The following is a 25872-nucleotide window of genomic DNA, read 5'->3' as shown; positions in this document are numbered from 1 at the left end:
CTGCCCCTATTACCAACGGACTTCAAATTTCTTACGTAACCAGATGGCCAAGCTGTTCAAGCTGATCATCATGGCCAGAAGTACAATAATTGCTGCTGCGGTACGCCCTTCAAAGAAGTTACGCAACTCATTGCCTTGCCATAAGAAAATCTGTACAGGTAAAGCCGTTGACTGATCAAATGGTGTGGCTGGAACGCTGGCAACAAAAGCACTCATTCCGATTAATAACAATGGTGCAGTTTCACCCAAAGCTTGTGCAACTCCGATGATTGCGCCCGTCAAAATACCCGGTAAAGCCAAAGGCAAGACATGATGGAATACTGTCTGGATGCGGGAAGCACCGAGTCCTAAAGCTGCCTGACGAATCGAAGGCGGAACGGCTTTGAGTGATGCACGTGTGGTAATGATCACGGTTGGCAAGGTCATCAGACTCAGTACTAGACCACCCACCAATGGTGCTGACAGTGGCAAATGCATCCAGCCAATGAAGATCGCTGCACCCAATAGACCGAAAACAATCGATGGTACAGCTGCCAAGTTATTGATATTGACCTCAACCACATCGGTGATCCAGTTCTTCGGTGCAAACTCTTCCAGATAGACCGCCGATGCCACCCCGATTGGAATCGAGATAAAGATCACGATCATCATCATGAACAGTGAGCCCATGAAGGCGCCTGCCAAGCCAGAAGTTGCCGGTGAGCTGCGCGAATCAGGACTGGTAAAAATATTGGTATTAAAACTGTTTTCAATCACACCAGCGGCTTTCATCTCGTCCGCCACCTGACGTACTTCAGGACTGAGCTGCTGCTGTTCATCAGGGAGATCACGGTCAATATTTCCCGCCAACCAGACATCGATATTGGCATCCGCCAGAATTTTCACTTCCTTACTTTGACCAACCAGACTCGGATCATTCATGACCATGTCACGCAAGCGGTAAGCTTCTGAACTGGTATATAAAAAACCCAGTTCATCACGCTGGCTTTCCAGCTTGCTGTCTTTGGCGATCATACCGTTGATAATCAACGCATCCCAATCCACCATTCCGACTTCGGTCTGCCATGCGATAAAGCGATCTTCAAACTGTGCTGGAGATTCTCCTGCAGCTGGCTTTGGTTTTGGACCAATATCCACAATGGCTGGATCGAAATGAATCGGCAAACTCATGCTGCTTTGCCAGAATGCAGGCAAACCTTTGGATAAAATACTCCCGAACAGCAATACCACAAAGAACAGACCTGCCAGTACCGCAGAGAAACCAAATAAACGGAAGGTTTTTTCTTTACGATGACGTCGTGCCAAAGAGCTTTGAATGGTCTTCTTACGCTTTTCACGCAGCTCGGCGGCGATGGATGGATCAATACGCTGATCCACAGGCGTTGTATTTGAAGTACTCATTAGTCGTATTGCTCACGATATTTACGCACGATGATCAGTGCAACAATGTTCAAACCTAAGGTAATGACGAATAGCGTCAGTCCTAGCGCAAAGGCCACCAGTGCTTGCGGACTTGCAAAATCGGTATCGCCAGTTAGCTGATTCACGATAGTAATCGTGACCGTAGATACGGCTTCAAGCGGATTGGCATGCAACTGCGGACTGTTCCCGGCTGCAAGAACCACAATCATGGTTTCACCAATCGCACGTGATGCCGCCAACAGGAACGCACCGATAATACCCGGTAGGGCTGCGGGTAAAACCACCTGACGAATCGTTTCAGATTTGGTCGCCCCCAAGCCCAAAGAACCATCACGTAAGGCACGCGGCACCTGAGTGATGATGTCGTCTGACAAAGAAGATACAAATGGAATGATCATGATGCCCATGACCAGACCGGCGGTCAGCGCACTGGTGGCATTAATTTCGAGTCCGACCAGAGCACCCATGCTTTTAAGGAATGGACCGATGATCATCAAGGCAAAGACACCATAGACAATCGTAGGAATACCCGCCAACACTTCAATCGTAGGTTTTGCCCAAGAGCGGAATCGCGGTGAAGCATATTCTGCCAGATAGATCGCAATCATCAGACCAACCGGAACTGCAACTAAAAGTGCGATCCCGCTGACCATGAGCGTGCCCCAGAGCAGTGGCAATAAACCATAACTGCCTTCAGCACTGCCAGAGGTGCTAAACCCTGGGTTCCATTGAGTACCAAAGAAGAAATCCAGTGGGCTGACAAAGCTGAAGAAACGCATTGCCTCGCCAAACATCGACATCACAATCCCGAGAGTGGTCAGAATCGCCACACCCGAACACAATGCCAGGCCGATATTAATCATTTTTTCGACTTGGTTACGTGCACGGAATTCCTGGCTAATATGTTTCTTGGCCCAGACCAGACCAGCCAGCGCCGCCGAAATCACCACTGCCAATTTGGCAAACGTACCAATGGTCGAGAATTTAGCCAGCTGTTCCGCAGCTGCGACTTCATAGGCTGCAGGTGTATCACTCACCCCGAAACCTGAGGCAAGTGCTTGAACGCGATCAATCACAACACTCAGACTTGCCGGATCCAGACTGGCCGAAACATTTTCTGGCAAATGGTTGAGTACCACCTGCTCCAGAAAAGTGGGTTCCACCATATTCCAAACAATCAAAATTAAAAACGCAGGGATACCACACCATAGTGCAACCAGGGCACCATAATATCCGGGACGCGAGTGTAAGTTTGCAGAATTGCTTCCCTTACCTGCTAAGCTACGGCTTTTACTTAATCCGATTTGATAGGCTATGGCCATGATGGCCAATAACACACCTATAAGTAGCAGATTCATGTATTCTCCACTGTTTTTTCAATTTTCATGGTTTGAAAAAACTTGTTTATCGCAAAAAGCCGATGGTAGGTTGACCCTACCACCAGCATTTTCAAAATCATTTATTACTTCACAACGACCGCTTTACCAGCCTTGAAATTTACCAGGACTGCTGCACGTTCTTTATCAGACATTGAAATCAGACCTGCTTTTTCCAGCTTAGAGCCTTTGCCAGATACTTTCTTGTTCAGGAAGTATTCTGTGAACTGCGGTAAGCCTTTGATTGATTTCAAGTGCTCGCCTTTTACGTAGAAGAACAATGGGCGCGATACCGGATAAGCACCATTCAAGATGGTCTTTTCAGAAGGCGCTACATTGTTCACTGTGGCAACACGTAGACGGTCACGGTTCTGGTCATAGAAACCTAGGCCAAACACACCTACCGCACTTGGAGAAGTTTTTAAACGTGCCAATGTTTCGGTATAGTCACCGGCAATCTCAACCACACGGCCATCTTTACGGAATGTTGTACAAGCTTTTTTCTTGGCATCTTTATCTAGAGACTTAATTGCAGCGTACGTTTCACAACCTGCATCCACCATTTTCTCCTGGAAGACTTCGCGCGTACCATGATTCGACGCAGGAATTACCAGGGTGATAGGTTCATTTGGAAGTGCTTTGTCAATTTGGTTCCAACGCGTGTACGGGTTAGCGACCATTTTGCCATTTGATGGAAGTTGTGCAGCAAGTGCAGCGAAGACATGTTGTGGACGTAACTTATAAGCCGCTTTATTGGCATTCGATGCAAATACAATACCGTCATAACCAATTTTGATTTCTAGGACTTGGTTAACGCCATTCTTTTTACATTCTGCCAGTTCAGTACTTTTGATTTGACGAGAAGAGTTTGCGATATCAATCGTGTTATCACCCACGCCATTACAGAACTGCTTTAAACCACCTGAAGAACCGCCAGAACCGACAACTGGTGTTTTAAACTGTGGAAAAGTATTACCGAATTCTTCTGCCACGATACTGGCATATGGAAGTACAGTTGAAGAACCTGCAATTTGAATGGTGTCACGTGCTGCGTGTGCAGTCGTTACAGCAGTTGCCCCGGTTACTGCTAATGCTAAAGCTATATTTGTAAAGCGCATTCTAGTATCTCTCTCATTTATGCAAATTTGGAGTACACCACTTTTTATTCAGTTTTGTACTTCTTTCGATACCTGCATTTTGATTTTAGAATATGACAGATAAGTTACAGCTTTATTACGATTTAGTGATTTTTCATCTAGCGGTTTTTTCTTGATTAAATTTTTATGGATTTCAATGATTAAGTTCTTTTTGTCATTCACTTCATTAAAAAATTTTAGACCAATGACATGTAACAATTTTTATAAACCTGAACTCAGGATAAATCCTGCTCCCCAGTTTTACATAAGCCTATGACAAATAAATAACAGGCCAAACGGGATTCAGACCTTCCGTGTTTTTGTGAGGAATTTCGATCTGGGAAAGGACCTTTTTTTATTTTTAAGCGCACAAAAAAGGAGATCATTTCGATCTCCTTTTTTTCACACCACCATCACTTATGCAATGGGTGGCGTATAAGTACCGTCAGCGATTGAATCTTTGATACGATCCGCTTCTGCAAGCACTAATGCCAGCAAGTTCTTCACGTTATCAAGCGTTGCAACCGGGCTTAAAGTAGTCATTTTCAGAGACTGAACCTGACCAACTTTCGTCACACCAATGTTCGCTTCACCACGCGCAAACAGTTCGTCTGCTACGTTTTGATTGAGCGTATCGAGTAATTCAACCGGATATCCCGCTGGAACCACACGGAACAAGACAGACGCGAATTGAGGCTCAAGCAGAAGCTCCAGACCATCAGTCGCTTTAATGTAGTCTGCCACATCACGGGTTAATTTCACGCCATGATCGATCATCGAACCATAAAGCTCTTCGCCCAGTGCTTCCACCGTCATCCACAATTTCAGAGCATCAAAACGACGCGTGGTTTGTAGCGACTTAGACACCAGATTCGGAACGCCGTGTTCTTCATCATAGGCAGAGTTCAGATACTCAGCTTCATAATGCATGAAACGGTAGTTCGCTTCATCTTTTAACAAGAACGCACCACAAGAAATGGTCTGGAAATAATGCTTATGGAAATCAAGCGTGATCGAATCCGACAGCTCAATCCCGTCCAGCATAGAACGATAGTCATTGGATAGAATCAGTGCACCACCCCATGCCGCATCGATGTGCATCCACGCGCCATATTTATTGGTGATTTCACGAATTGCTTTCAATGGATCAATCGCACCAGCATCCGTTGTACCCGCTGTTGCCACCACACATGCCACGATCTTGCCTTCAGACTGAAGATGCGCCATGGTTTTTTCCAGTGCATCTACGTCCATCTGTGCATTTTCATTCACAGGAACAGTGACCACTGACTGGAAGCCCATGCCCATCATCGCCATGTTCTTTTGCACAGAGAAATGTGCATTTTCAGAACAGATGACTTTGACATTACGCATCGCATCCGCAGGAATACCATCGCGCTGAACCGACCACGGATTACCATTTTCGTCTTTCCAGTTTTTCGCGATGCAAGCATCACGCGCAAGCAATACGCCCATCAAGTTAGACTGCGTACCACCAGAAGTGAACACACCGGCCTGACCCGCACCATAGCCGACTTTTTGACGTAACCAGTCAATCAGCTGAACTTCCATCAACGAACCGGCCGGGCTTTGATCCCATGAGTCCATTGACTGGTTGGTTGCGTTAATCAGCACTTCCGCGATCTGACTGGTCACCATTGTTGGACAGTGAAGATGCGCAAGTGAGTGCGGATGATGAACTTTTAAGCTCTTATTGAGGAATAGCTCAACCATACGCTCAAGAGATTTTTCTACACCTAAACCTTCTTTCGAAGGATTAAATGCAATCGCACTGCGTAGCTCTTTAATGCTGCCACCAGTGTACATTTTGTCGTTTTGCAACCATGCCGCAACCGCTTTGGTCGCTTGGTCCATGCCAGCCTGATAGTCAGCAATGGATGCAGCATCATTGCATAGTAACGCTTTACGATGTTCTGCGAAATCTACCATGAATTATGCGCCTCGAACTGCAACTAGTGCTTCAGCAACCGATTTTTTGAAACGAGCAATCACTTCAACACATTCGTCTTGAGTAATGATCAACGGGCAAAGTAAACGAATCACTGTACCGTTACGACCACCTTTCTCAAGCAATAATTTATTGTTGAAACAAGCGGTTTGGATCGCTGCAGCCAACTGACCATCAGCAGGCAAAGAACCCATATGATCCGCATCTTTGCGCTCATCTACGATTTCAACACCGATCATCAGACCACGGCCACGCACGTTACCGATACATGGGAATTCAGCAGCCAGTTTTTTCAATTCAGCTTGCAGGAAATCACCACGCTCTTGTGCATTTTGCGCCAGGTTCTGTTCTTTAATGGTATTGATCGTTGCAAGACCTGTACCCATCGCCAATTGGTTACCACGGAAAGTACCGGTATGACCAGCAGGTTGCCATGCATCGAACTTGCGTTTAATACCTAAGACTGCAAGCGGCAAGCTACCACCTACGGCTTTAGACATCACTACAACATCAGGTTCGATACCTGCGTGTTCGAATGCAAACATTTTGCCTGAACGTGCGAAACCAGCCTGAACTTCATCAAGAATCAACACGATGTTGTGTTTTTCAGTCACTTCACGGATTTTTTGCAACCATTTTACTGGTGCAGTTACCACACCACCTTCACCCTGAATCGCTTCAAGAATCACAGCTGCAGGTTTGGTCACACCACTTTCTACATCTTCAATGAAGTTTTCAAAGTAGTAAGTCAGGGCATCAACACCCGCTTCACCGCCAAGACCCAATGGGCAACGGTATTCATGCGGATACGGCATAAACTGTACACCCGGCATCAAGCCGTTCACTGCATTTTTCGCAGACAGGTTACCTGTCATTGCCAATGCACCATGAGTCATACCGTGGTAGCCGCCAGAGAAGCTGATCACTGAGCTACGACCGGTAAAGGTTTTCGCCAGTTTAATCGCAGCTTCGGTTGCATCTGCACCGGATGGACCACAGAACTGCAAGCAGTACTCTTCTTGGCCACCTGGAAGATAAGAAAGAAGTGCTTCAGTAAAAGCATCTTTTAAAGGAGTAGTAAGATCCAGCGTATGCAATGGTAAACCGCTTGCAATCGTATCCTGGATACTTTGAATGACTGCAGGATGATTATGGCCTAAAGCCAACGTCCCTGCCCCAGCTAAACAATCAAGGTACTCAGTACCTTCAACATCGGTAACCCAGCAACCTTGTGCTTTCGCTATCGCTAACGGTAATTTACGTGGATAACTACGCACATTCGATTCCATCTGACTTTGGCGAGTCAAGTAGTATTCGTTTGTGGAATTGGTGGCAGGGTTTACAGAAGTAACGCTCATATCGAATTACCATCTCTGATATGGGTGAAAGAAATAAGTCTGGTGACGTTTGGTCCTTTGACTCGGCGCTTTATAAAAGGTTCTAGCTAGCAGTTTTGTATTCGAATAACTAGGAGGCGGATGATACCGAATTTTTCAGGAAAATAAACAACTTTCAGTCACATTTTGTCCTAATCTTTATCGAAAAAAAACATCATGCTAATCCATCCCCTAAATCATCATCTTACAGTGTGACAGCAGAAAGAAAAGCGTGTTCTTTTATGCTTTTTTGTAGCGCAGGCGACATTCAGGTAATCAGTCTCAAAATTATTCATTAAGCATTTAATTATTAAAAATAAATATAAATTAAATAATGAGATAAAATTAAAGAAAATTTAACACTCTTACGACAAATATTTCGTAAAAAGATCACAATTGAGATTTAATATTTTAACAACGGCCTAGATGGCCAATTTTAAGAAAAACAGGACAATTTCATGCGTCTCTTAGCACTTACCAGTTTGATCCTTGCCGGCACCCTCGCCACAGGCGCATTTGCAGCTCCTGCTGAATCTCTGAATTATAATGTTGTTAATCTTTCAGCAGAGGCTAGCCGTGAAATCTCAAATGATGAAATGCATGCTGTGCTTTATATTGAAAAATCCAACAAACAGCCGGCTGAACTGGCCACTCAAATTAACCAGCTGATGAATCAGGCGATCGCCACAGCACGCAAATATCCAACTGTGAAAATCGAGACAGGTGCGCAAAGCACTTACCCGATTTATGACAATGATAACCGCAAACTGAAAGAATGGCGTGGTCGCGCCCAGATTCGTCTAGAATCAAAAGATTTTAAAGCGACATCTCAATTGATTGCTGAATTACAACAGCACTTCCAAACCCAGTCAATTAATTTCAAGGTATCTGACGAAAAGCGTAAAAAAGTTGAAAGCGAGCTGATGATTGAAGCCACCAAAAACTTCCAGCAACGCGCACAGGCACTCACTCAGACCTGGAACAAACCGAGTTATCAACTGGTGAACTTAAACCTGAATACTAACAATTATACACCACAGCCAGTACCGCGTATGGCCATGATGAAATCTGCATCTGCTGATATGGCGGTTCCTGAGCAGGAAGTTGCGGCGGGCGAATCGCAAATGACGGTCAGCGCGAATGGGGCGATTCAGTTTAAATAAGACTTCATTATATTATTCGGACTTTTAAGAACCACTCTTTTGAGTGGTTTTTTATCATGTGAATATTCTTTAAAAAGCAAGGCTACAAATTCATACAAACTCAGGTAGGAATTGAGGCTTGACCGGTTTAGAGTAACGGACATTTGTTCCAGTCCTCTCTGCTCATGTCCCTTGACCAACTGAACCTTCAGCTGTTTCATATCTTAAATGTACCCGACCAAGCCTCAATCTGGATGATCAACTATGCCTCCCTGATTGCGCATGACCTGGTTTATCTTTTTTTGCTGATTTTTGCTATTGCCTGGTTCCGTGGTAGTTACGAAGTAAAAACAGGGATTATTAAAGCCTTCATCTTTACAGCTATTACATTATTGATGAGTGAAGTATTGTCTGCGGTACTCAATACCCCACGCCCGTTTGTGATAGATGTTGGCCGCACCCTGATTGAACATGCACCGACTGGTTCTTTTCCCAGCAACCATATGAGTATTTTTAGTGGGATTGCCTTCGCCTATTATTTTTCACCGCAGCGAGACTTGGGAAGAATTCTAATCTGGACCGCTTGGCTGGTAGCGTGGTCGCGTGTATATGTCGGTGTGCATTTTCCAATTGATATGCTGGGTGCATTCCTGATGGCAATAATAGTAAATTTAGCTGGCTTGCCGCTGTGGTGGAAATATGAGAATCAAATCATAAACTTTATTTTGGGTATTCATTATTGGTTATTTTCGCCTTTAATTCGAATGGGCTGGATTAAATAAATCTAATTAAAATGTCATAAAAAACCCGCTCGAAAGCGGGACTTTTTGAATCTCTAAACTTGAATCTGAATAACTTAGTAGATCGCCATATGATTGCGATGAATCATTTCTAGTGAACGAGCTTCACCCAAAACTTGATGCACTTTATCTGATGCCAGACCACGGACAATATCGGCCGAACGCGAACTAAAATTAACACGACCGACCGCAATCCGGTGACCTTGTGTGTCGACACATTCAACCACATCACCGCGTTCGAAATGGCCCTCAACCGCTTTCACCCCTACAGGCAATAAGCTGCGATGATTGTCTTTAATAGCTTTTACTGCACCATCATCAATCACCAAACGACCTGCGGTTTGCAAGTGAGCCGCCAACCATTGCTGATGCGCTGTCATCCGGTCTTTGTCAGTGACAAACAAGGTACCTAACAATTCGCCAGCCATCAGACGTGATAAAACCCCATCACTATCACCGCTTGCAATTAAGGTCGGACAACCCGATTTTGCGGCCAGACGTGCAGCACGAACTTTGGTGAGCATACCACCACGACCAAACTTACCACCGCCACCGGCCATATCAAACAGACTTTCATCCATCGCACGTACAGTATGGAACAGTTTGGCATCCGGATTAGACCGCGGATCTGAGTCAAACATCCCTTCCTGATCCGTTAAGATAATCAGAAGATCTGCATGCACCTGACCAGCCACCATGGCAGCAAGCGTGTCGTTATCACCAAAGCGAATTTCGTCAGTAGACACGGTATCATTTTCATTAATCACCGGAATCACGCGCCAATCAATCAGGTTCTGTAAGGCATCACATGAGTTGAGGTAGCGACGACGATCTGCCAGATCATCATGGGTTAACAATACCTGCGCAGTTCGAATCTGGTGTTTCTCAAGTACGCTTGACCAGGTATGAATCAGGCCCATTTGACCGATGGCAGCACAAGCCTGAAGACTGGGTAGATCGGTGGGTCGATTCTCAAGTTTCATTCGCACCATACCTTCAGCCACAGCACCGGAAGACACCAAAATAATCTCGTGTCCTGCATTGTGTAGATCTGCGATTTGTCCCGCCCAATGCGAGATGGCATCTAAATCTAAACCTTGTCCGTTTGCTGTGAGTAAAGATGATCCGATTTTAACAACGATTCGTTTACAACCCTTGAGCTGACGCTGCCCATCTACCACTTCTATCATCTTGTCCTCAGACTCTTCTCTCAGAGATTAGCGTACGTAGTACACTTCCACATCACTATCATCATCGCCATCTTCATCATCTTCGTCATCGCCTAGAATACCGGCAAGACGTTGCTGACGACGCATCTCACGATACGCTTCTTTTGCAGCGATGGTTTGTTCTCGTGTTTCAGCTTCAAGCTGATCACGGAATGCTTTCATTTCTGCTGCATATTCTGGATCTTCAGTTTCGCGTTCACGTTGCTCTTCGATCTGATCCATCAGGTAGTAAACCACGTCTTTGGTGCCTTCAGCCGTTAAGCCAGAAGTTTCAAAAACCGGCCCTTCCCACTGCAATTCTTCAAGAATATGGGTACACCATTCTTCACGGGTTTCTTCGGCCAACTGATCGACTTTGTTCAGCACCAATACGATCGGCAGTTTTGAAAGCGTTGGGGAGAAGTTTTCTAACTCTTTCATAATTGCTTTGGCATTATGTGCCGGATCTGAGCCATCAATCGGTTGTACGTCAACTATATGCAACAAGATACGGGTACGCGCCAAATGCTTCAGAAAGCGAATCCCAAGACCTGCACCTTCAGATGCACCTTCGATCAGACCTGGAATATCCGCCATCACGAATGAACGGTGACTGTCAGCATCGACCACACCCAGATTTGGCACCATGGTGGTAAATGGATAATCTGCAACTTTTGGTTTTGCCGCTGATACAGCACGAATGAAGGTTGATTTACCCGCATTTGGCATACCCAGCAAGCCGACATCTGCCAGAACTTTAAGCTCTAGACGGATTTCACGGAATTCGCCTTTTTGACCATGCGTACACTTACGTGGTGAACGGTTGGTCGATGATTTAAAGTGGGTATTACCTAAACCACCATCACCGCCTGCTGCAACTTTCACGCGTTGACCGTCTTCGATCAAGTCGCCAATAATGTCACCAGACTCAACATCTACAATTGTTGTTCCTACCGGAACTTTTAATACGGTATCTTCACCGCCACGACCAGCACAGTTCGCCCCACGGCCATTTTTTGCTCGTTCTGCACGATATTTACGTGTATAACGATAATCAACTAGCGTACTGGTGTCGTCGTCAGCCTGAATATAAATGCTGCCGCCACGACCACCATCACCACCATCTGGACCACCAAATGGCACGAATTTTTCACGGCGAAAACTGGCTACGCCATTGCCACCGTCGCCAGCCTCTACGGTAATGACTGCTTCATCAACAAAGCGCATATTGCCAATCCTCTAAAAACTTTTAAAACCCCATATTCTGCCATATTTTAAAGAATTTCTCGAATAGAATTATGCAGCAATCCCATAAATCTTAGTTAGTCGTTTTCTCACCAAGTTTATTTGATCTATTCAAGGCATAGATTTGGAAAAAGAATACTTAAAAGATGGAAAAGAAGTGGTAGGAAATCAAGCGCTTTTGCCCTAGTACTATCCCCTATTTTGGAAATTCTTTTTGTGAATTTCTTAATGATTTTTAAAATAATTTATAGAGGAGTAAATTTTTCAAAAGCCGTGTTCACAAGAAGATATTCTGATGCAGACACCTTTTAAAATCAGTATTTTATATAAACCAAGATAAGTCCAAATTTTGTATTTTCACAAACACTGCATTCCTGCCATTTAATGAAAACTATTTAATAACATTTTGTTTATGTTCTAAAATATCTGGCAGACTTTTTTCAATCCAGCCAATTAAATACATGATTTTTTCAGCCGCTTGTGAACCGGTAATCGTCAATTGATATTCCACTTTTGGCGGCACCACCGGATAAACTGTTCTGAGAATAAAACCATCCTGCTCCAGCATTTTTAAAGTCTGGGACAACATCTTTTCACTTACCCCTTCAATGCGCTGTTTCAGTTCACTGAAACGATGCACCCCTTCACTTAAACAACGCAAAACCAAGACCGACCATTTATTGGCAAGGTGTTCCAATATTTCACGTGATGGACATTCAGTTGATAAAACCTGACCTAATAATGGGCTGATTGCATAATTTGTCATACTATTTCTCGCAATATTTTTTATTACTTACTCATTTTAATATACTTACTCTTTGTAAGTTATCAGATTAATATTTTGCCAGCAAGCAGATTTATTGATTCTTATTAGATTAAAAAGTCTGCTTTAAATAAAAAAATCATAAAAAAAGAGCCTCAAATGAGGCTCTTTTTTTAGCTAAATACTAATTATGCATTAGTTTCAGCAGGAATTTTTGGATAGCTTACGCCACCCATTTGTTCAGCAATACGTAATACTTGGCAACTATAACCCACTTCGTTATCGTACCAAACATAAGCAGTTAAACGGTTGCCTGAAGTGATCGTTGCTTGCGCGTCAAATACACCTGCAGTGCGTGAACCGATAAAGTCAGAAGATACCACTTCAGTCGAGTTGGTATAACCAATTTGACCTTGCAGGCTAGAACCGATTGAAATCTGACGAATGTATTCGTTCACTTCATCACGATCAACGTCTTGACCTAAAGTCAGGTTAAGAATCGCAAGAGATACGTTTGGTGTAGGTACACGTACAGAGTTACCTGTCAATTTACCTTGAAGAGCTGGAAGCGCTTTCGCTACTGCTTTCGCTGCGCCAGTTTCAGTAATGACCATGTTCAGTGTAGCAGCACGACCACGACGGTCAGCTTTATGGTAGTTGTCGATCAAGTTCTGGTCGTTCGTGAACGAGTGAACTGTTTCAACATGACCATTCAATACTGTGTATTTGTCATGCAATACTTTCAACGTAGGTGTAATGGCATTAGTCGTACAGCTTGCAGCAGAGATGATCGTATCTTCATCAAGGATGTCAGCTTGGTTTACACCGTAAACTACGTTCTTCATGTCACCTTTACCAGGTGCAGTCAGAATCACACGAGCAGCGCCCGGGCATTTAAGGTGTTGAGCAAGACCTTCAGCATCACGCCATTTACCTGTGTTGTCGATCACAAGTGCATTGTTGATACCGTATGCAGTGTAATCTACTTCAGAAGGATTAGAAGCATAAATCACTTTGATGAAGTTACCGTTGGCAATGATTGCTTCGTTTTCTTCATCTACAGAAATTGTGCCTGCAAATGGACCGTGAATAGAGTCACGACGAAGTAAAGAAGCACGTTTTTCCAAATCACCATCAGATGATTTACGAACAACGATTGCTTTTAGGCTAAGACCACGACCCAGACCTGATTGACCAATCATCAAACGCGCCAGGATACGACCAATACGACCGAAACCATAAAGAACCACATCTTTATGTTCTACAGCAGCAGCATTACCTTCGATCGATTTAACAGCGTCTGCAACAAATGCATCGATGTCGCCGCCTTTTTCTTTAAATTCAACAGCAAGTTTACCCAGATCAACTTCAGCAGAACCGATGTTGTCTACTTTCACCAATGCTTCAAGAATTGGGAAAGTATCAACTACAGAAAGTTCAACGTCTAGTACGCGAGTACGACGGTGTGCTTTCAAAATCTGAATCACAGAGCGGTTAATTAAAGAGCGACCATAAACTGTAGCTACAATATTTTTTTCACGATATAACTGGCCAACAAGGGCAATCATACGTTCCGCAAGTTCTTCACGGTTTTTCCAGCGACCTTGGTGTTCTGCATGGAGGGCAACAATAGTGTCTTTGCTCACAGATACGTCCTCTAATTAATTGTAAATCTAAGCATAAATTTCTAAACCCGACAATTGTAATGGAATTGGCCGCAAGTTTGAATCAAAAGCTCGTTGAGACGGGTGGTTTTTAACGTATATTCACTATAAATTTCAAAAATAGTTGTAATTAGCTGAATGATTTTGCATCCGAAAATGCTAAAGACCACTATTTTTCAGTACCTGACACAAATTTGTTAAATGTTGTTTATTCAAACAAATCTAAATTTCAAAATTTAGCGTCCCGCCCTGTTCAGGCTAGATTCTACTCCCTGCTGAAAAATTCATGTCCAGACTCATGGAGGCATTGAAGTTTTCTACATCGAAATCATCATAGGTTTCGGGCAAGTGAATAAGCAAAGGTAAACGGGTCAGGCCATTATCCCCAGAGGGAAAAGCATAGTGGCGATCAACCTGCTGCAAATGCTGCAAACTTTCAAATTCCAGAAATACACTACAGTTTTCATGTGTTCTTGGCACCTGAATAATTTCCAGAAACATACTGCGCTTTAACTGCTGTAATTGGTTGAGCGCGGTATCAATTGCCTCATCGAAATTATTTTTACGCCATAACTTTTTAAATACGGATTTTTTCTCTTCATCCACTTTTTGCCGCTGCAGTGTATTAATATATTTTTTCAGATCCCGGTATTGCTGTACATTTTCAGAAATCGTATTTTGAATATCCAAAACAGCCTGCTGTGAACGCTGATGCATGACTTGCCATTCATTACGGTAGGTAGGAATAAAGGTTTCCGCTTTACGCTTTTCCAGTAAACGGATAAAAGCCAGCAGCTTATATTCAAAATTCTGGATGTACTGATTAAACATGAAACCCGGCTGGGACTTGAAATCGCGGTAATAGGCCAGAATTTCTGTAAATATTTTATGGACATGCAGATACAGATAATCAAACTCTTCAATATGCGATAAATGATCACGAATGGCATCCCGCATCGGCAAAAGCAATTCACGCGTCATAATTTCTTCAAACTGTTTCAAGTGACGTTGTGCCACCACATCGGCATTTTTCTCTACAACGTGAATGGGCTCAACCAGTAAAGGTAATAACTTCTGTTCAGACACCTGTTCCAGTGTATGCACAATGTCGGTTACATCCAAATGAATCTGACTCTGTAAAGTCACCATCCGCTGCATCTGTGATTTCAGGGTTTCTACCACCGCTTCATCCATGTCATCCTGCAAGTCCAGAATCAGGATATTCAGATAGACCTGATCTTCAAGTGCACCTTTTTCTTCAATCAGGAAACGACGAATAGAATACGAGTTTTGCTGCACATCCATCACCGGCGCAACGATAAATAGAAATTGCGAGGTACGGACAATATCAAAATGACGAATCTACTGCTCTTTAATGAGGAAATAACGGAAAAGTGGATGCGTCATTTCTGCAGTCTGTTTTTTTAATAGCGGCTTATACCAATAACCCAACAATTGCTGCTTGATAAAAACTTCAATAATAAAGCATTTGATTTGCTGTTCGGTAAGCTGACGCACCCCTTCAACCGGCTGTAAGCGAAGACCACGAATAATCTCAGCAGCATTTAATAAAAATGTACGACGCAGTTCCAGCTTTTCACGCTGCATCTGAAAATTTTCATTGACGTCAATTTTATCGATTTGTTCAAGTACGTTTTCTAAGTAGTCCGCAATTTGCAAGCTATCATTCAAACCCTGCAAACTTTTCAGTGACAAGCCAAAGGTACTGGCATAGTAACGCATCCGGTCATTGAGAAATTTTTGGCTAAGACGTTCTACCGAATGTTGAGCCTGATAGCGGTATTGATCCATTTCCTGATCCCAAAGAATTTTCTTGGGCTTTAAAATTTGAAAATCAATACTTTCTTTTAATTCGGGTGAAACTTCTGCCAGAATAGTACGAAGCTCTCGCTCCCAATTTAAATCCAGACTTGGTTCCAGTTGTGATAAACGTGCACGTAACTGATATGGAATCGCAATCTGTGACATGTTTATCCCCTTAATATATCGAAAACATTATTTTAAACAAAATGGTAGATGATTTTAAAAATAATCAGGTCAATATTGTCTGACGAATATAATGCTTATGCAAACCACATTATTCATTATTTTTTCTGATTTTTTCTAGCTGTGCAGCTTTATTTGCCAGCTCATTTTTTTTCAGCTGCTGCTGTTTTAAATGCAATATTCCTTCCACAATCAACAGTAAAACAGCCAACCAGATTGGAATATAGGTCAGCCATTCACCTGATTCCACACGCTCACCCAGTGCCATCGAGGCAAAAGCAAGCAGTACCGGCTCCAGATAACTTAATAACCCAAAGATCACAAAGGGCAAATATCGGCTGGCCAAAATATAACTACCCAAACCGAGCGCACTTAAAAAGCCTAATCCAAGAACTGCCAGAATCAAGTGGGAATGATTCAATATAAGCGGCATGGAATCGCTATAGATAAAGCCCAAATAAAATGCCACCGGCAAAATCAGAAATAGATCCCACCAGAATCCACCAAGATGATCGGTCGCGAATTTACGCCGCATAAAAAAATAAAGTGGATAAGCTAAAGCGACATAAACAGTTTCCCATGCGATTGAACCGATCCGCCAGATTTCATGTCCTACTCCCAAAACTGCCAGAGCAACAGCAACCATCTGGAAGGATGATAATTTTTCTTTATAAAGCACACAGCCGACCAGCACCATCACCAGAGGCAGGAGAAAATAACCGAGTGAGACTTCGAGGCCACGCCCATTGATAGGGCCCCATAAAAACAACCACAATTGTGTAGTACATAACAGCGAACTAATCAGCAACCAGATCAAAAATGAAGGCTGTCGTAATACCCGCTTAAAAATACTGCTGATATGTTTCAGATCACCCGACCACCACATGAAGGCTGTTAGGAATGGCAAGGTTGCCAGCATGCGCCAGGCAAAGGTCTGTTCACTATCTAAAGGCTGTAAAAAAGGCGTAAATACATAGAGCACTCCAAAAACCACAGAGGCCAAGACAGATAACGCGATGCCTTTATACATAGTCAAACTCTACTTTCATTCGCCGGCATTATAACGATTAGTACACTAGAAAGCTTGATGCTTCATCTATTTAAAATGTAGCTATCTTTCAATTTTAGATTGTCTTTCGACACATAAAATAAAAAACCATGCCGTAGCATGGTTTCCATTAAGACGATATTTTTATCTTTGAGTTTGTTTGGTATGAATTACATCACTCAGGTCATAACCGACAGACTGTGCATATTGTAAATATTCATTCACCACATTTTTATCCAATTGCGGATCACGTGAGAGTATCCACATATATTTACGTTTTGGCTCACCGACCAGAACAGTTTGATAATTTTCATCCAGTTTTAAAACCCAATAATCGCCACGAGCGACCGGAATCCAGCGAATAAAGTCTGGTAAGAAACTGACTTTTAGCTTGGTATTCTGCGGTGGATTTTGCACAAATGCCTCGCCCAATGACTGGGTTTGTCCACCATCTTTTTTAATGCAGCGGTTATCCACCACGATATTGCCATTTTCATTTAAAGTATAAGTCGCTGTGACATCACGATCACACTTATTTTGAAAATACAAAGGCTTGCGTGCCACTTCGTACCAGGTACCTAGATAACGATCCAGTTCAACTTTCTCAATGGTCGGTAATGTCTCCTCTTTCGCATAAGCCATAGTAGCGGCGCCCAAACCGAGAAGAACCGCGCTACCCACCGCAATTTTTGCCAGCTTTAATCCAGTACGTGAAGATTTTTGAGTTGTCATAAAGATACCTATTGCATGTTCACAAAATATTTATTTAAAAAAATTCTGTTCATACAATAGCTTTATCCAATTCCTAAATTTGTTACATTATGTTTGGTTTGTGATTGATTTTACGTCATTTAAATAAGATTTAATGCAACAAAAATCAATCAAACATCTGGGCTTTTAAACGCACAATTTCATCACGCATACGCGCAGCCTGCTCAAACTGAAGCTCTTTGGAAGCTTTCAGCATTTCCTTTTCAAGCTTGTTAATGTGTTTCGCAAACATTTTCGGATCTGCCATGATATGCCGCTCATCGGCACTGATCGCACGTGCCTGATCCGAGACTTTCAATTCAATTGAATCATCATCCAATACTTCACCAGTATCAATTTCCTTGATCACCTGACGCACTGCACTGCGCGGCGTAATGCCATGTTCTTCATTAAACTGAATCTGCTTGGCACGACGACGATCCGTCTCATCAATCGCTTTCTGCATCGAATCAGTGATTCGGTCTGCATACAGAATCGCCTTCCCTTTCAGGTTACGCGCAGCGCGGCCAATGGTCTGAATGAGAGAGCGCTCGGAACGTAAAAATCCTTCTTTATCTGCATCAAGAATGGCAACCAGTGACACTTCCGGCATATCTAGCCCTTCACGCAGCAGGTTAATCCCGACCAGTACATCATGCACCCCGGTACGCAGTTCATGAATGATTTTGACTCGCTCGACGGTATCGATATCGGAGTGTAAATAAGCGACCTTAATCCCGTATTCTTTCAAATAAGAGGTTAAGTCTTCGGCCATGCGCTTGGTCAAGGTTGTGACCAACACCCGCTCATTAATATCTTTACGCAAATTAATTTCGGAAAGCACATCATCGACCTGCGTCAAAACTGGACGGATTTCAATTTCCGGATCGATCAGACCGGTCGGACGTACCACCTGTTCGACAATCTGCTGGGATTTTTCCAGCTCGTAACGTGCGGGCGTTGCGCTAACATAAACAGTCGTCGGCACAATACGTTCCCATTCCTCAAATTTCATCGGCCGGTTATCCAGCGCGCTTGGCAAACGGAATCCGTAATTCACCAGATTTTCCTTACGCGAACGGTCGCCCTTATACATGGCGCCAATCTGCGGCACCGTCACATGCGATTCATCAATAATCAGCAAGGCATCATCAGGAATATAATCGAACAAGGTCGGTGGCGCTTCACCCGCAGGACGGCCAGATAAATGACGCGAATAGTTTTCAATGCCGTTGGTATAACCCAGTTGTTGCATCATTTCCAGATCATAGCGTGTGCGCTGCTCGATGCGCTGTGCTTCCAGCAATTTGTCATTTTCACGGAAGAACACCAGGCGCTCTTTGAGTTCGTCCCGGATGGTTTCAATCGCGCGGGATAAATTGTCTTTAGGTGTAACATAATGGCTTTTAGGATAAATAGTGACGCGAGGCACTTTACGAACCATTTTCCCGGTCAGCGGATCAAACCAGCGAATAGAGTCAACTTCATCATCAAACAGTTCAATCCGGATCGCATCCTGATCCGATTCTGCCGGAAAAATATCAATAATTTCACCGCGAATACGATAAGTACCGCGCAGGAATTCCAGTTCGTTACGCGAGTACTGCATCTCGACCAGACGGCGAATAATATCAGCACGGCCAATGCGATCGCCTTCCACCACATGCAGCAACATGCTCATATAAGCATTCGGATCACCCAAACCATAAATAGCAGACACCGAAGCGACAATAATCGCATCACGACGTTCTAATAATGACCGGGTCGCGGAAAGACGCATCTGGTCAATATGGTCATTAATTGCAGCATCTTTCTCAATAAAAGTATCTGAAGATGGTACATAGGCTTCGGGCTGATAATAATCATAATAACTGACAAAATACTCAACGGCGTTATTCGGGAAGAATGCTTTAAATTCGCCATAGAGCTGCGCAGCCAGGGTTTTGTTATGTGCCATGACAATAGTCGGACGCTGGGTCTGTGCAATGACATTAGCCATGGTATAGGTTTTACCAGACCCGGTAACCCCCAGTAAAAGCTGATCATGAAAACCCTGTTCAATGCCTTTAACCAGCTTTGCAATGGCCTGCGGCTGATCACCTGCTGGTTGATAACTGGTCACTAATTCAAAGGGTTTTTTATCACTCATAGCTTTCGCTGACTTCGCTGCGGATATAGATTTGATTTATTATGAGGGTAAATTGGAATTACTCAATCCCTGCTTAGGTTTCTGTTTGGTAAAATAAAACAATATTAGTATTCATTATTTGTTAGCGCTTGACTCACTCTCTAGTTTGAAAAATCATCAAAAAAATATACAGTTACAAAGGGAATAAATACAGAAAAAACCAAGCATTTTCAGCCAGCAGCTTTATTTGGGTGTACTCGGCATCGTATTTTGGCGTATGGGTGGATTATTGACTTATCTGTTTGGATAACGCTGCAGAATAATGCCTTGACCCCTTTTCATTTCACGGGCAACATGAAGATCAGGATGGCCTAGAATCGACAATTATGACTTACCACTATCACGATGAAAGTATTGTTAAATCCCTTCCGGAAAATACGGTTTTTGTTTTTGGCAGCAACCTGGCTGGACAACACGGTGGTGGAGCTGCCAGAACGGCACTTGAGCATTTTGGTGCAGTCATGGGCGTGGGTCGTGGCTGGGCGGGTCAGAGCTATGCCATTCCTACCATGAACGAACATTTACAACAAATGCCGCTCTCACAAATCCAGCACTATATTGATGACTTTAAGATTTACACCAAAAATCATCCTAAAAATAAATATTTTATTACTTCCTTAGGCTGTGGGATCGCAGGTTATAAGGTCGAGGAAATTGCACCGATGTTTAAAGGCATCTCACGCAATGTCATTTTCCCGCAATCTTTCCGTCCTTTTGTCGAAAAGCCCCTGCCAAAATTAAGCGCAAATTTTTTACACACCATATTCCGCGATTCCGTCATTTTAACTCCGGCCAGCGATGAATTGATGGAAGAACTGCCTTTGACCGAAAATGAAAAAAGCCTGGCGAGAATTATTTTAAATACCCAGATCTATCCGACCGACAGCAATGGGCGGGAACGTGTCTTTGAAATTGAAGATATCCTGCACAACCTAAATACCAAGCTGGTCGACTTTCAGAGCCATTCAGAAGGTGCCATGCTGTTTGGAGGCGTGATTTTAGCGCTACTGGAACTTTATAATATTAACGAGAAAGATTTTATTGATGTCTGGCAAGGCGAGCGAGAAATCGCGCCACCGAAACCGGAAAATAAAGCGCGTAAAAGCATTCGTTAGTGCTATCAACATATCTTTCAAAAAAAAGCCAATGTTTGAATTGGCTTTTTTTCTGGACGGCTAATATGTTGAATATGAAATCCATCAGGTCTGGATTTTATTTTGATTGGCATTTAGAGAGCTTAAATATTTCGTTTACTTTATTAAAAATAGAATTGAAAAAAGATTTGGATAAATTAGAGCACTATTTTCTATTTGCTCGAAAAATAAATCAAATATTGCTCACCAACTCCCTAAAAACTTCCACAAAAAAGCCATGATTTATCATAGCTTTTTGAGTCTGATCAATTAGCGTTTGCCCATTGAACGGCGAGTGCCACGTGGTGGCATCCAAGTACGGTCAGCATAACGCTGTGGTCTTGGTCTTAAATCTTCCAGAACTTCTTCTGCAGCATTTTGCTCTGCTTGTTTGATCGGGAAAGGTAAATTAACCAAGGGCTTTTTTTTGGGAGGAGTTTGGGTGCTCATGTGATTCACTCAATAATATATGCAGCTATTGTACAAAAAAACTCAGTCGACTGGGTAGCAGGATCTTGGATAAATTCATATACTATTGTTTTTTAAAAATAAAAAATCATCCCATAATGATAAATGCTTGCATCAATGCAGCCTAAAATTTACCTAAACTCTCATCTATATCTTCCATGATAAAAATTCATAGGATTGAAATTTTAACGCTCTCAAGAGTAAATTTCCTTCATTTTTATACTTAAGCTAGTCAGATAAAAATAATGATTTTTACACACTATACATTTCTTAAAACTCAAGAGATATAAACAAAAAATATACAGAAATTACCAATATTAACCATCGATTGACTTTTGACCTGTTGTTCTATAACTGAATTTTTTAATGTAATTCACATAATTAGTTAACTAGAAAAACGAATAAACACACTGGACATGGAGTTCCAAATCAATGAAAACATTGCTGGCATGTATGGCAGGCCTAGCCACTTTACCTATGGTCGCGCATGCAGATTCCCCTTATTTTAGCTTGCAAGATGGAGATGGCTTTAAGCGTTTCTCGGTATCAGTCGGTGCATTGCATGTGATGCCGCAAGGCAAGGCCCAGCCCTTTAAAGTGAATACTGCTGTTAAAGAAGGCGAAACATCACAAGTAGGTGATATCTCAATTGACTCTGTGAAAAATAATCTTGATCCAGACATGGACCCAAATCTTTCCTCTGTTTTTGTTAATATTCTGGATCGACTTGGTACAGAAACACTGCCTGCAGCGCTCAGTGGGCGAGCTGAAATTTATGGACTGGAAAGCTGGAATAATCCTGGTACTGGCCTGGAAGCGGATGATGTCACCACTTTAGGCATCATGACCAATTACTATTTTACCGATAATATTTCTTTTGAAATGAAAGCCGGCATTCCACCTAAAGTAGACTTGCAAGGCAGTGGTAAAATTTATGCTCCTTTCTCTGCGCTTGCGACTCCAAGTCTTGATTTGATTCCACAAATTCCAGGTGGAATTGATTTACCCGGCATTGAATTAAAAAATGATATTCTCATTACTGATCTGGAAGCTTATGGGCCGGCCGCCTCTGCCCGCGCCTGGACACCTGCCTTTGAATTCCAGTATCACTTTGGTAAAACAGGGGTCAATAAATTCCGGCCTTATGTCGGCTTAGGTGTGATGTATGCCTATTTCAATGAATTGGAAATTAACTCACGTACCGAGCAGGACCTGATTGCTGCAGGACATATGATTGCCAATATTAAGGAAGGAAAAGCTGGTGCTTCTCTAGATGGTACGCCAAGTTCAGCCAATCCGAAAGTTGATCTGGAAGCATCCGATGCTTTCGCGCCTGTGGCCACGGTCGGCTTTAGCTATGACTTTAATGACACTTGGTTTGCAGTCGGTTCAGTATCTTATGCACATCTGAAAAATGACACGACAATTACGGTGACAGATGCAAATTTAGGTGAACTGATTCGCTCTAAAGCCGATATTGAAGTCAATCCGATTCTGGCCTATGCCGGGATCGGGATGCGTTTCTAAGTTTGAAACCCGATATTTGATTAAACGGCTTCGGCCGTTTTTTTAGGTTTAAAATATTGATAAAAAAAATTTATCTTTTGATCAATATTAATTTAATCGCCTCTATTGCTTGAATCGAATACTATACATATCAACTTTATAGGCATGAATGACGTATGGCTGACAGTCAATTTTCCAAAGCTCTTATTTTTATGCTGATTGGCTCTGCCATCATTTTGGCACTGTCATTGGGTGTACGTCATGCATTTGGCTTGTATCTGGTGCCGATGAGCGAAGAATTTGGCTGGGGTCATAATGTTTTTAGCCTGGCCATTGCTATACAAAACCTGATCTGGGGTGCAGTTCAACCGATTACCGGGGCATTTGCTGATAAATATGGCAGCAAGATTGTGGTGGCTGTAGGCGGAGCCTTATATACTATCGGTCTACTCTTGATGGCAGTTAGCTCGACCGGCTTACTGCTAAATCTGAGTGTCGGTTTAATTTTAGGTCTAGCCCTGTCTGCCACTTCATTTCCGGTCTTATTATCTGCGGTCGGGCGTGCTGCCCCACCAGAAAAGCGCAGTTTGGCGATGGGAATTGCCAGTGCGGCCGGGTCTTTTGGTCAGTTTATCATGCTGCCTTCGACCCTGTTGCTATTACAGAATGTTGGCTGGTCAGCAGCGTTAGTAGTCAGTGCCATTCTGATTGCCCTGATTGTGCCATTGGCCTGGATGCTGAAAGCACCGATGTATGTTCATCCCAATGCAGCCTCTACCCCCAATAAAGTCTCACTCAGTTTTAAACAGATTCTGGTGGTGGTGAAAAATCATAAACCCTTCTGGTTTCTGGCCATGGGCTTTTTTGTTTGTGGTTTTCAGGTCGTTTTTATTGGTATCCACCTACCAGGCTATCTAATTGATCATGGCTTTAATGCCACAACCGGTACGATTTTCTTAGCCTTAGTGGGTCTGTTTAATGTGGTAGGCACCTATACGGCTGGCTGGCTCGGTGGAAAATATTCCAAACCGCATCTGCTAATGGGATTATATGCCCTGCGTGGAATTGCGATTATTGCCTTTCTCATGCTGCCTCTCAGCACATGGACAGTCTATAGCTTTGGTGTCATTATGGGATTACTCTGGTTATCGACCGTTCCGCTGACCAATGGCATTGTGGCCAATATGTTCGGGGTGAAATATCTGACCATGCTCAGTGGTATTGTATTTTTCACCCATCAGGTTGGCTCGTTTTTCGGTGGCTGGCTCGGTGGAGTCAACCATGATTTGAGCGGCAATTATAATGCGGTGTGGATGCTATCCATTGTCCTCAGCATTTTTGGCGTACTGGTGCATTTCTGGGTCAATGAGGAGCAAATCGTCCATGACTGATTCTCTGTTGAAACTCAAACTCTCGATTGTGGTGGCAATCCTGCTTTTACTGGCTTTGTCGATTGGACTGTGGTTTCAAACCCCTCAGCTGTTTGAATATTTTAATCAGGCTTTTTGCGCATACTAAACTGCTGGAATATCCTCAGCAGAAAATGCGCAATCCATCGCACAATAAGTTAAATGTTTTAAAATCAACTGAATAGTAAAAATATTAGATTATTCATAAACTTATCATTTCTTTTTATTTTATTTCAGCCCGGAATTTTCTTAGATTTTGATCAATAAGAAAATTCTGAGACTTTATAATGACCAGCTTAACCCAACTTTCACAAGCGATTCATGATGCTCCACGCTGGCATCAGCAAGATCAATTGCAACATCCGGATGAAATCAAGATTGTACCGCAAACCGGTCAGGCCTTAGGCGCAGTGGTCTATGGTCTGGATGCCCGTAAAGCCCAATCATCCGAAACCATTCTGAAATTAAAACAGGCACTGGCCGAGCATCTGATTTTGATCTTTAAGCAGCAAAGTCTGGATGATTTACAGTACTTGGCATTTTCTACCTATTTCGGTTCCATTTTCCGTCCAAGTGCAGATACGCCGGTACTGGCTGCGCAGTCCGATAGCGGTGTTCCACCCGATGTCGTGCCGGTTTCCAATGCCGTCGGTCATGGAGATTATACCGGGCATGGTGAACTCACTCCACATGCCGATCATCAATGGACACCCCTACCTTCTTTTGGTTCCCTTCTGTATGCAATTGAACTGCCTCAGGACGGCGGGCAGACTAGCTGGATCAACACCATTAAAGCCTATGATGCATTCAATAAAGAAACCAAAGCACAGATTGATCAGCTGCAACTGATTACTTATAACCCTTTCGTGCGCCGTCAAAAAACCAGAGATCAGGCTGATGATCAAGGTTATGGCAATAGCCCGCTGTATCGCTTTAAAGATCAGCCCATATTAAGTCATGCCTATCCACATCCACTGGTGCGCACTCATCCTGAATCCGGTCGTAAAGCACTTTGGCTGAATACGCATACCGAAGTCGAACTGGTCAATTATGATGATCAGGCTGGCAGTCAACTGATCGCAAAATTACGTGAGCATATTTCAAAACCTGAGTTCGCTTATGAACATCACTGGGAAATTGGCGATATCGTGTTCTGGGATAATCAGGTGACTTTGCACTCACGCCGTCCATTCCCGGCTGATCAGCGCCGTTTATTAAAACGCATCAGTCTGGCGGGTAGCCGTCCGTTTTAATAATAAAAA

General features: G+C 43.2%; 22 protein-coding genes. 7 read left to right on the top strand and 15 right to left on the bottom strand.

What is annotated here, in order from left to right; all coding sequences use genetic code 11:
* Positions 1-9: 9 nt before the first annotated feature.
* The 5 genes from pstA to ACIG3F_RS10365 form a co-directional block, all read right to left on the bottom strand.
* On the bottom strand, positions 10-1401 hold the full coding sequence (gene pstA / locus ACIG3F_RS10385; protein WP_396470000.1) for a phosphate ABC transporter permease PstA: 1392 nt from the start codon (positions 1399-1401) through the stop codon (positions 10-12).
* Complete coding sequence (pstC, locus tag ACIG3F_RS10380) at positions 1401-2780, bottom strand: phosphate ABC transporter permease subunit PstC (RefSeq protein ID WP_005107378.1); 1380 nt, start codon at positions 2778-2780, stop codon at positions 1401-1403. The genes pstA and pstC overlap by 1 nt, the downstream gene beginning before the upstream one ends.
* Positions 2781-2884: 104 nt before the next feature.
* Positions 2885-3916, bottom strand: a complete 1032-nt coding sequence (locus ACIG3F_RS10375; protein WP_396469999.1) for a substrate-binding domain-containing protein — start codon at positions 3914-3916, stop codon at positions 2885-2887.
* A 435-nt stretch (positions 3917-4351) separates the two neighbouring features.
* Complete coding sequence (locus ACIG3F_RS10370) at positions 4352-5884, bottom strand: pyridoxal phosphate-dependent decarboxylase family protein (protein ID WP_396469998.1); 1533 nt, start codon at positions 5882-5884, stop codon at positions 4352-4354.
* 3 nt (positions 5885-5887) lie between these two features.
* Positions 5888-7261 (bottom strand): diaminobutyrate--2-oxoglutarate transaminase, encoded by a 1374-nt coding sequence (locus tag ACIG3F_RS10365; RefSeq protein ID WP_005246815.1) that lies wholly within the window; start codon positions 7259-7261, stop codon positions 5888-5890.
* A gap of 476 nt (positions 7262-7737) precedes the next feature.
* Between ACIG3F_RS10365 and ACIG3F_RS10360 the strand changes: the two genes are divergently transcribed.
* Both ACIG3F_RS10360 and ACIG3F_RS10355 read left to right on the top strand, forming a co-directional pair.
* On the top strand, positions 7738-8442 hold the full coding sequence (locus ACIG3F_RS10360) for an SIMPL domain-containing protein (protein ID WP_396469996.1): 705 nt from the start codon (positions 7738-7740) through the stop codon (positions 8440-8442).
* A gap of 164 nt (positions 8443-8606) precedes the next feature.
* Positions 8607-9203, top strand: a complete 597-nt coding sequence (locus tag ACIG3F_RS10355) for a phosphatase PAP2 family protein (RefSeq protein WP_396469995.1) — start codon at positions 8607-8609, stop codon at positions 9201-9203.
* A 74-nt stretch (positions 9204-9277) separates the two neighbouring features.
* On the opposite strand, the gene proB is transcribed toward ACIG3F_RS10355, so the two are convergent.
* From proB to uvrB, 9 genes are all read right to left on the bottom strand, one after another.
* Entirely contained in the window at positions 9278-10411 is a 1134-nt protein-coding gene (gene proB, locus ACIG3F_RS10350) for a glutamate 5-kinase (protein WP_336019523.1), read from the bottom strand.
* A gap of 27 nt (positions 10412-10438) precedes the next feature.
* Positions 10439-11656, bottom strand: coding sequence for an Obg family GTPase CgtA (gene cgtA / locus ACIG3F_RS10345; protein WP_005107385.1), 1218 nt, complete (start codon positions 11654-11656; stop codon positions 10439-10441).
* Between the two features lie 409 nt (positions 11657-12065).
* The gene (locus ACIG3F_RS10340; protein WP_004279680.1) at positions 12066-12440 is read right to left on the bottom strand and encodes a helix-turn-helix domain-containing protein; all 375 of its coding nucleotides are present in this window, start codon (positions 12438-12440) and stop codon (positions 12066-12068) included.
* A gap of 185 nt (positions 12441-12625) precedes the next feature.
* A complete protein-coding gene (locus tag ACIG3F_RS10335; RefSeq protein ID WP_396469994.1) occupies positions 12626-14083 on the bottom strand; it encodes a glyceraldehyde-3-phosphate dehydrogenase in 1458 nt (485 codons plus the stop codon).
* A gap of 276 nt (positions 14084-14359) precedes the next feature.
* Positions 14360-15406 carry a hypothetical protein gene (locus ACIG3F_RS10330; protein WP_228719734.1) on the bottom strand — a complete coding sequence of 349 codons (1047 nt, stop codon included), beginning with the start codon at positions 15404-15406 and terminating at the stop codon, positions 14360-14362.
* Positions 15407-15463: 57 nt separating this feature from the next.
* Positions 15464-16090: a hypothetical protein gene (locus tag ACIG3F_RS10325; RefSeq protein WP_228719733.1), complete on the bottom strand. Its 627-nt coding sequence runs from the start codon at positions 16088-16090 to the stop codon at positions 15464-15466.
* A 109-nt stretch (positions 16091-16199) separates the two neighbouring features.
* Positions 16200-17138, bottom strand: a complete 939-nt coding sequence (rarD, locus tag ACIG3F_RS10320) for an EamA family transporter RarD (protein ID WP_396470004.1) — start codon at positions 17136-17138, stop codon at positions 16200-16202.
* A gap of 162 nt (positions 17139-17300) precedes the next feature.
* Positions 17301-17888 carry a lipocalin family protein gene (locus ACIG3F_RS10315; protein ID WP_396469993.1) on the bottom strand — a complete coding sequence of 196 codons (588 nt, stop codon included), beginning with the start codon at positions 17886-17888 and terminating at the stop codon, positions 17301-17303.
* Between the two features lie 145 nt (positions 17889-18033).
* On the bottom strand, positions 18034-20055 hold the full coding sequence (uvrB, locus tag ACIG3F_RS10310) for an excinuclease ABC subunit UvrB (RefSeq protein ID WP_396469992.1): 2022 nt from the start codon (positions 20053-20055) through the stop codon (positions 18034-18036).
* 365 nt (positions 20056-20420) lie between these two features.
* On the opposite strand from uvrB, the gene ACIG3F_RS10305 reads away from it, so the two are divergent.
* Entirely contained in the window at positions 20421-21209 is a 789-nt protein-coding gene (locus ACIG3F_RS10305) for a hypothetical protein (protein ID WP_253148484.1), read from the top strand.
* Between the two features lie 288 nt (positions 21210-21497).
* On the opposite strand, the gene ACIG3F_RS10300 is transcribed toward ACIG3F_RS10305, so the two are convergent.
* A complete protein-coding gene (locus ACIG3F_RS10300) occupies positions 21498-21677 on the bottom strand; it encodes a hypothetical protein (protein WP_004646507.1) in 180 nt (59 codons plus the stop codon).
* A 450-nt stretch (positions 21678-22127) separates the two neighbouring features.
* Between ACIG3F_RS10300 and ACIG3F_RS10295 the strand changes: the two genes are divergently transcribed.
* From ACIG3F_RS10295 to ACIG3F_RS10280, 4 genes are all read left to right on the top strand, one after another.
* Complete coding sequence (locus tag ACIG3F_RS10295; RefSeq protein WP_253173303.1) at positions 22128-23222, top strand: OmpW family protein; 1095 nt, start codon at positions 22128-22130, stop codon at positions 23220-23222.
* 155 nt (positions 23223-23377) lie between these two features.
* Complete coding sequence (locus ACIG3F_RS10290) at positions 23378-24592, top strand: MFS transporter (protein ID WP_396469991.1); 1215 nt, start codon at positions 23378-23380, stop codon at positions 24590-24592.
* Positions 24585-24719 (top strand): hypothetical protein, encoded by a 135-nt coding sequence (locus ACIG3F_RS10285; RefSeq protein WP_396469990.1) that lies wholly within the window; start codon positions 24585-24587, stop codon positions 24717-24719. Before ACIG3F_RS10290 ends, ACIG3F_RS10285 begins: the two co-directional genes overlap by 8 nt.
* 178 nt (positions 24720-24897) lie before the next feature.
* A complete protein-coding gene (locus tag ACIG3F_RS10280; RefSeq protein ID WP_396469989.1) occupies positions 24898-25863 on the top strand; it encodes a TauD/TfdA dioxygenase family protein in 966 nt (321 codons plus the stop codon).
* Positions 25864-25872: the final 9 nt, after the last annotated feature.

The sequence above is a fragment of the Acinetobacter sp. NPDC052428 genome, assembly GCF_044547685.1.
Taxonomy (GTDB): domain Bacteria; phylum Pseudomonadota; class Gammaproteobacteria; order Pseudomonadales; family Moraxellaceae; genus Acinetobacter; species Acinetobacter lwoffii_G.
Note: the sequence above shows the minus strand (reverse complement) of the source record. Positions and strands in the feature narration are given on the sequence as shown.

What these genes read in the sequence shown, in the direction of transcription:
- pstA (WP_396470000.1), bottom strand. Translation starts at nt 1,401, where the DNA reads ATGAGTACTTCAAATACAACGCCTGTGGATCAGCGTATTGATCCATCC.
- pstC (WP_005107378.1), bottom strand. Translation starts at nt 2,780, where the DNA reads ATGAATCTGCTACTTATAGGTGTGTTATTGGCCATCATGGCCATAGCC.
- ACIG3F_RS10375 (WP_396469999.1), bottom strand. Translation starts at nt 3,916, where the DNA reads ATGCGCTTTACAAATATAGCTTTAGCATTAGCAGTAACCGGGGCAACT.
- ACIG3F_RS10370 (WP_396469998.1), bottom strand. Translation starts at nt 5,884, where the DNA reads ATGGTAGATTTCGCAGAACATCGTAAAGCGTTACTATGCAATGATGCT.
- ACIG3F_RS10365 (WP_005246815.1), bottom strand. Translation starts at nt 7,261, where the DNA reads ATGAGCGTTACTTCTGTAAACCCTGCCACCAATTCCACAAACGAATAC.
- ACIG3F_RS10360 (WP_396469996.1), top strand. Translation starts at nt 7,738, where the DNA reads ATGCGTCTCTTAGCACTTACCAGTTTGATCCTTGCCGGCACCCTCGCC.
- ACIG3F_RS10355 (WP_396469995.1), top strand. Translation starts at nt 8,607, where the DNA reads ATGTCCCTTGACCAACTGAACCTTCAGCTGTTTCATATCTTAAATGTA.
- proB (WP_336019523.1), bottom strand. Translation starts at nt 10,411, where the DNA reads ATGATAGAAGTGGTAGATGGGCAGCGTCAGCTCAAGGGTTGTAAACGA.
- cgtA (WP_005107385.1), bottom strand. Translation starts at nt 11,656, where the DNA reads ATGCGCTTTGTTGATGAAGCAGTCATTACCGTAGAGGCTGGCGACGGT.
- ACIG3F_RS10340 (WP_004279680.1), bottom strand. Translation starts at nt 12,440, where the DNA reads ATGACAAATTATGCAATCAGCCCATTATTAGGTCAGGTTTTATCAACT.
- ACIG3F_RS10330 (WP_228719734.1), bottom strand. Translation starts at nt 15,406, where the DNA reads ATGGATGTGCAGCAAAACTCGTATTCTATTCGTCGTTTCCTGATTGAA.
- ACIG3F_RS10325 (WP_228719733.1), bottom strand. Translation starts at nt 16,090, where the DNA reads ATGTCACAGATTGCGATTCCATATCAGTTACGTGCACGTTTATCACAA.
- rarD (WP_396470004.1), bottom strand. Translation starts at nt 17,138, where the DNA reads ATGTATAAAGGCATCGCGTTATCTGTCTTGGCCTCTGTGGTTTTTGGA.
- ACIG3F_RS10315 (WP_396469993.1), bottom strand. Translation starts at nt 17,888, where the DNA reads ATGACAACTCAAAAATCTTCACGTACTGGATTAAAGCTGGCAAAAATT.
- uvrB (WP_396469992.1), bottom strand. Translation starts at nt 20,055, where the DNA reads ATGAGTGATAAAAAACCCTTTGAATTAGTGACCAGTTATCAACCAGCA.
- ACIG3F_RS10305 (WP_253148484.1), top strand. Translation starts at nt 20,421, where the DNA reads ATGACTTACCACTATCACGATGAAAGTATTGTTAAATCCCTTCCGGAA.
- ACIG3F_RS10300 (WP_004646507.1), bottom strand. Translation starts at nt 21,677, where the DNA reads ATGAGCACCCAAACTCCTCCCAAAAAAAAGCCCTTGGTTAATTTACCT.
- ACIG3F_RS10295 (WP_253173303.1), top strand. Translation starts at nt 22,128, where the DNA reads ATGAAAACATTGCTGGCATGTATGGCAGGCCTAGCCACTTTACCTATG.
- ACIG3F_RS10290 (WP_396469991.1), top strand. Translation starts at nt 23,378, where the DNA reads ATGGCTGACAGTCAATTTTCCAAAGCTCTTATTTTTATGCTGATTGGC.
- ACIG3F_RS10285 (WP_396469990.1), top strand. Translation starts at nt 24,585, where the DNA reads ATGACTGATTCTCTGTTGAAACTCAAACTCTCGATTGTGGTGGCAATC.
- ACIG3F_RS10280 (WP_396469989.1), top strand. Translation starts at nt 24,898, where the DNA reads ATGACCAGCTTAACCCAACTTTCACAAGCGATTCATGATGCTCCACGC.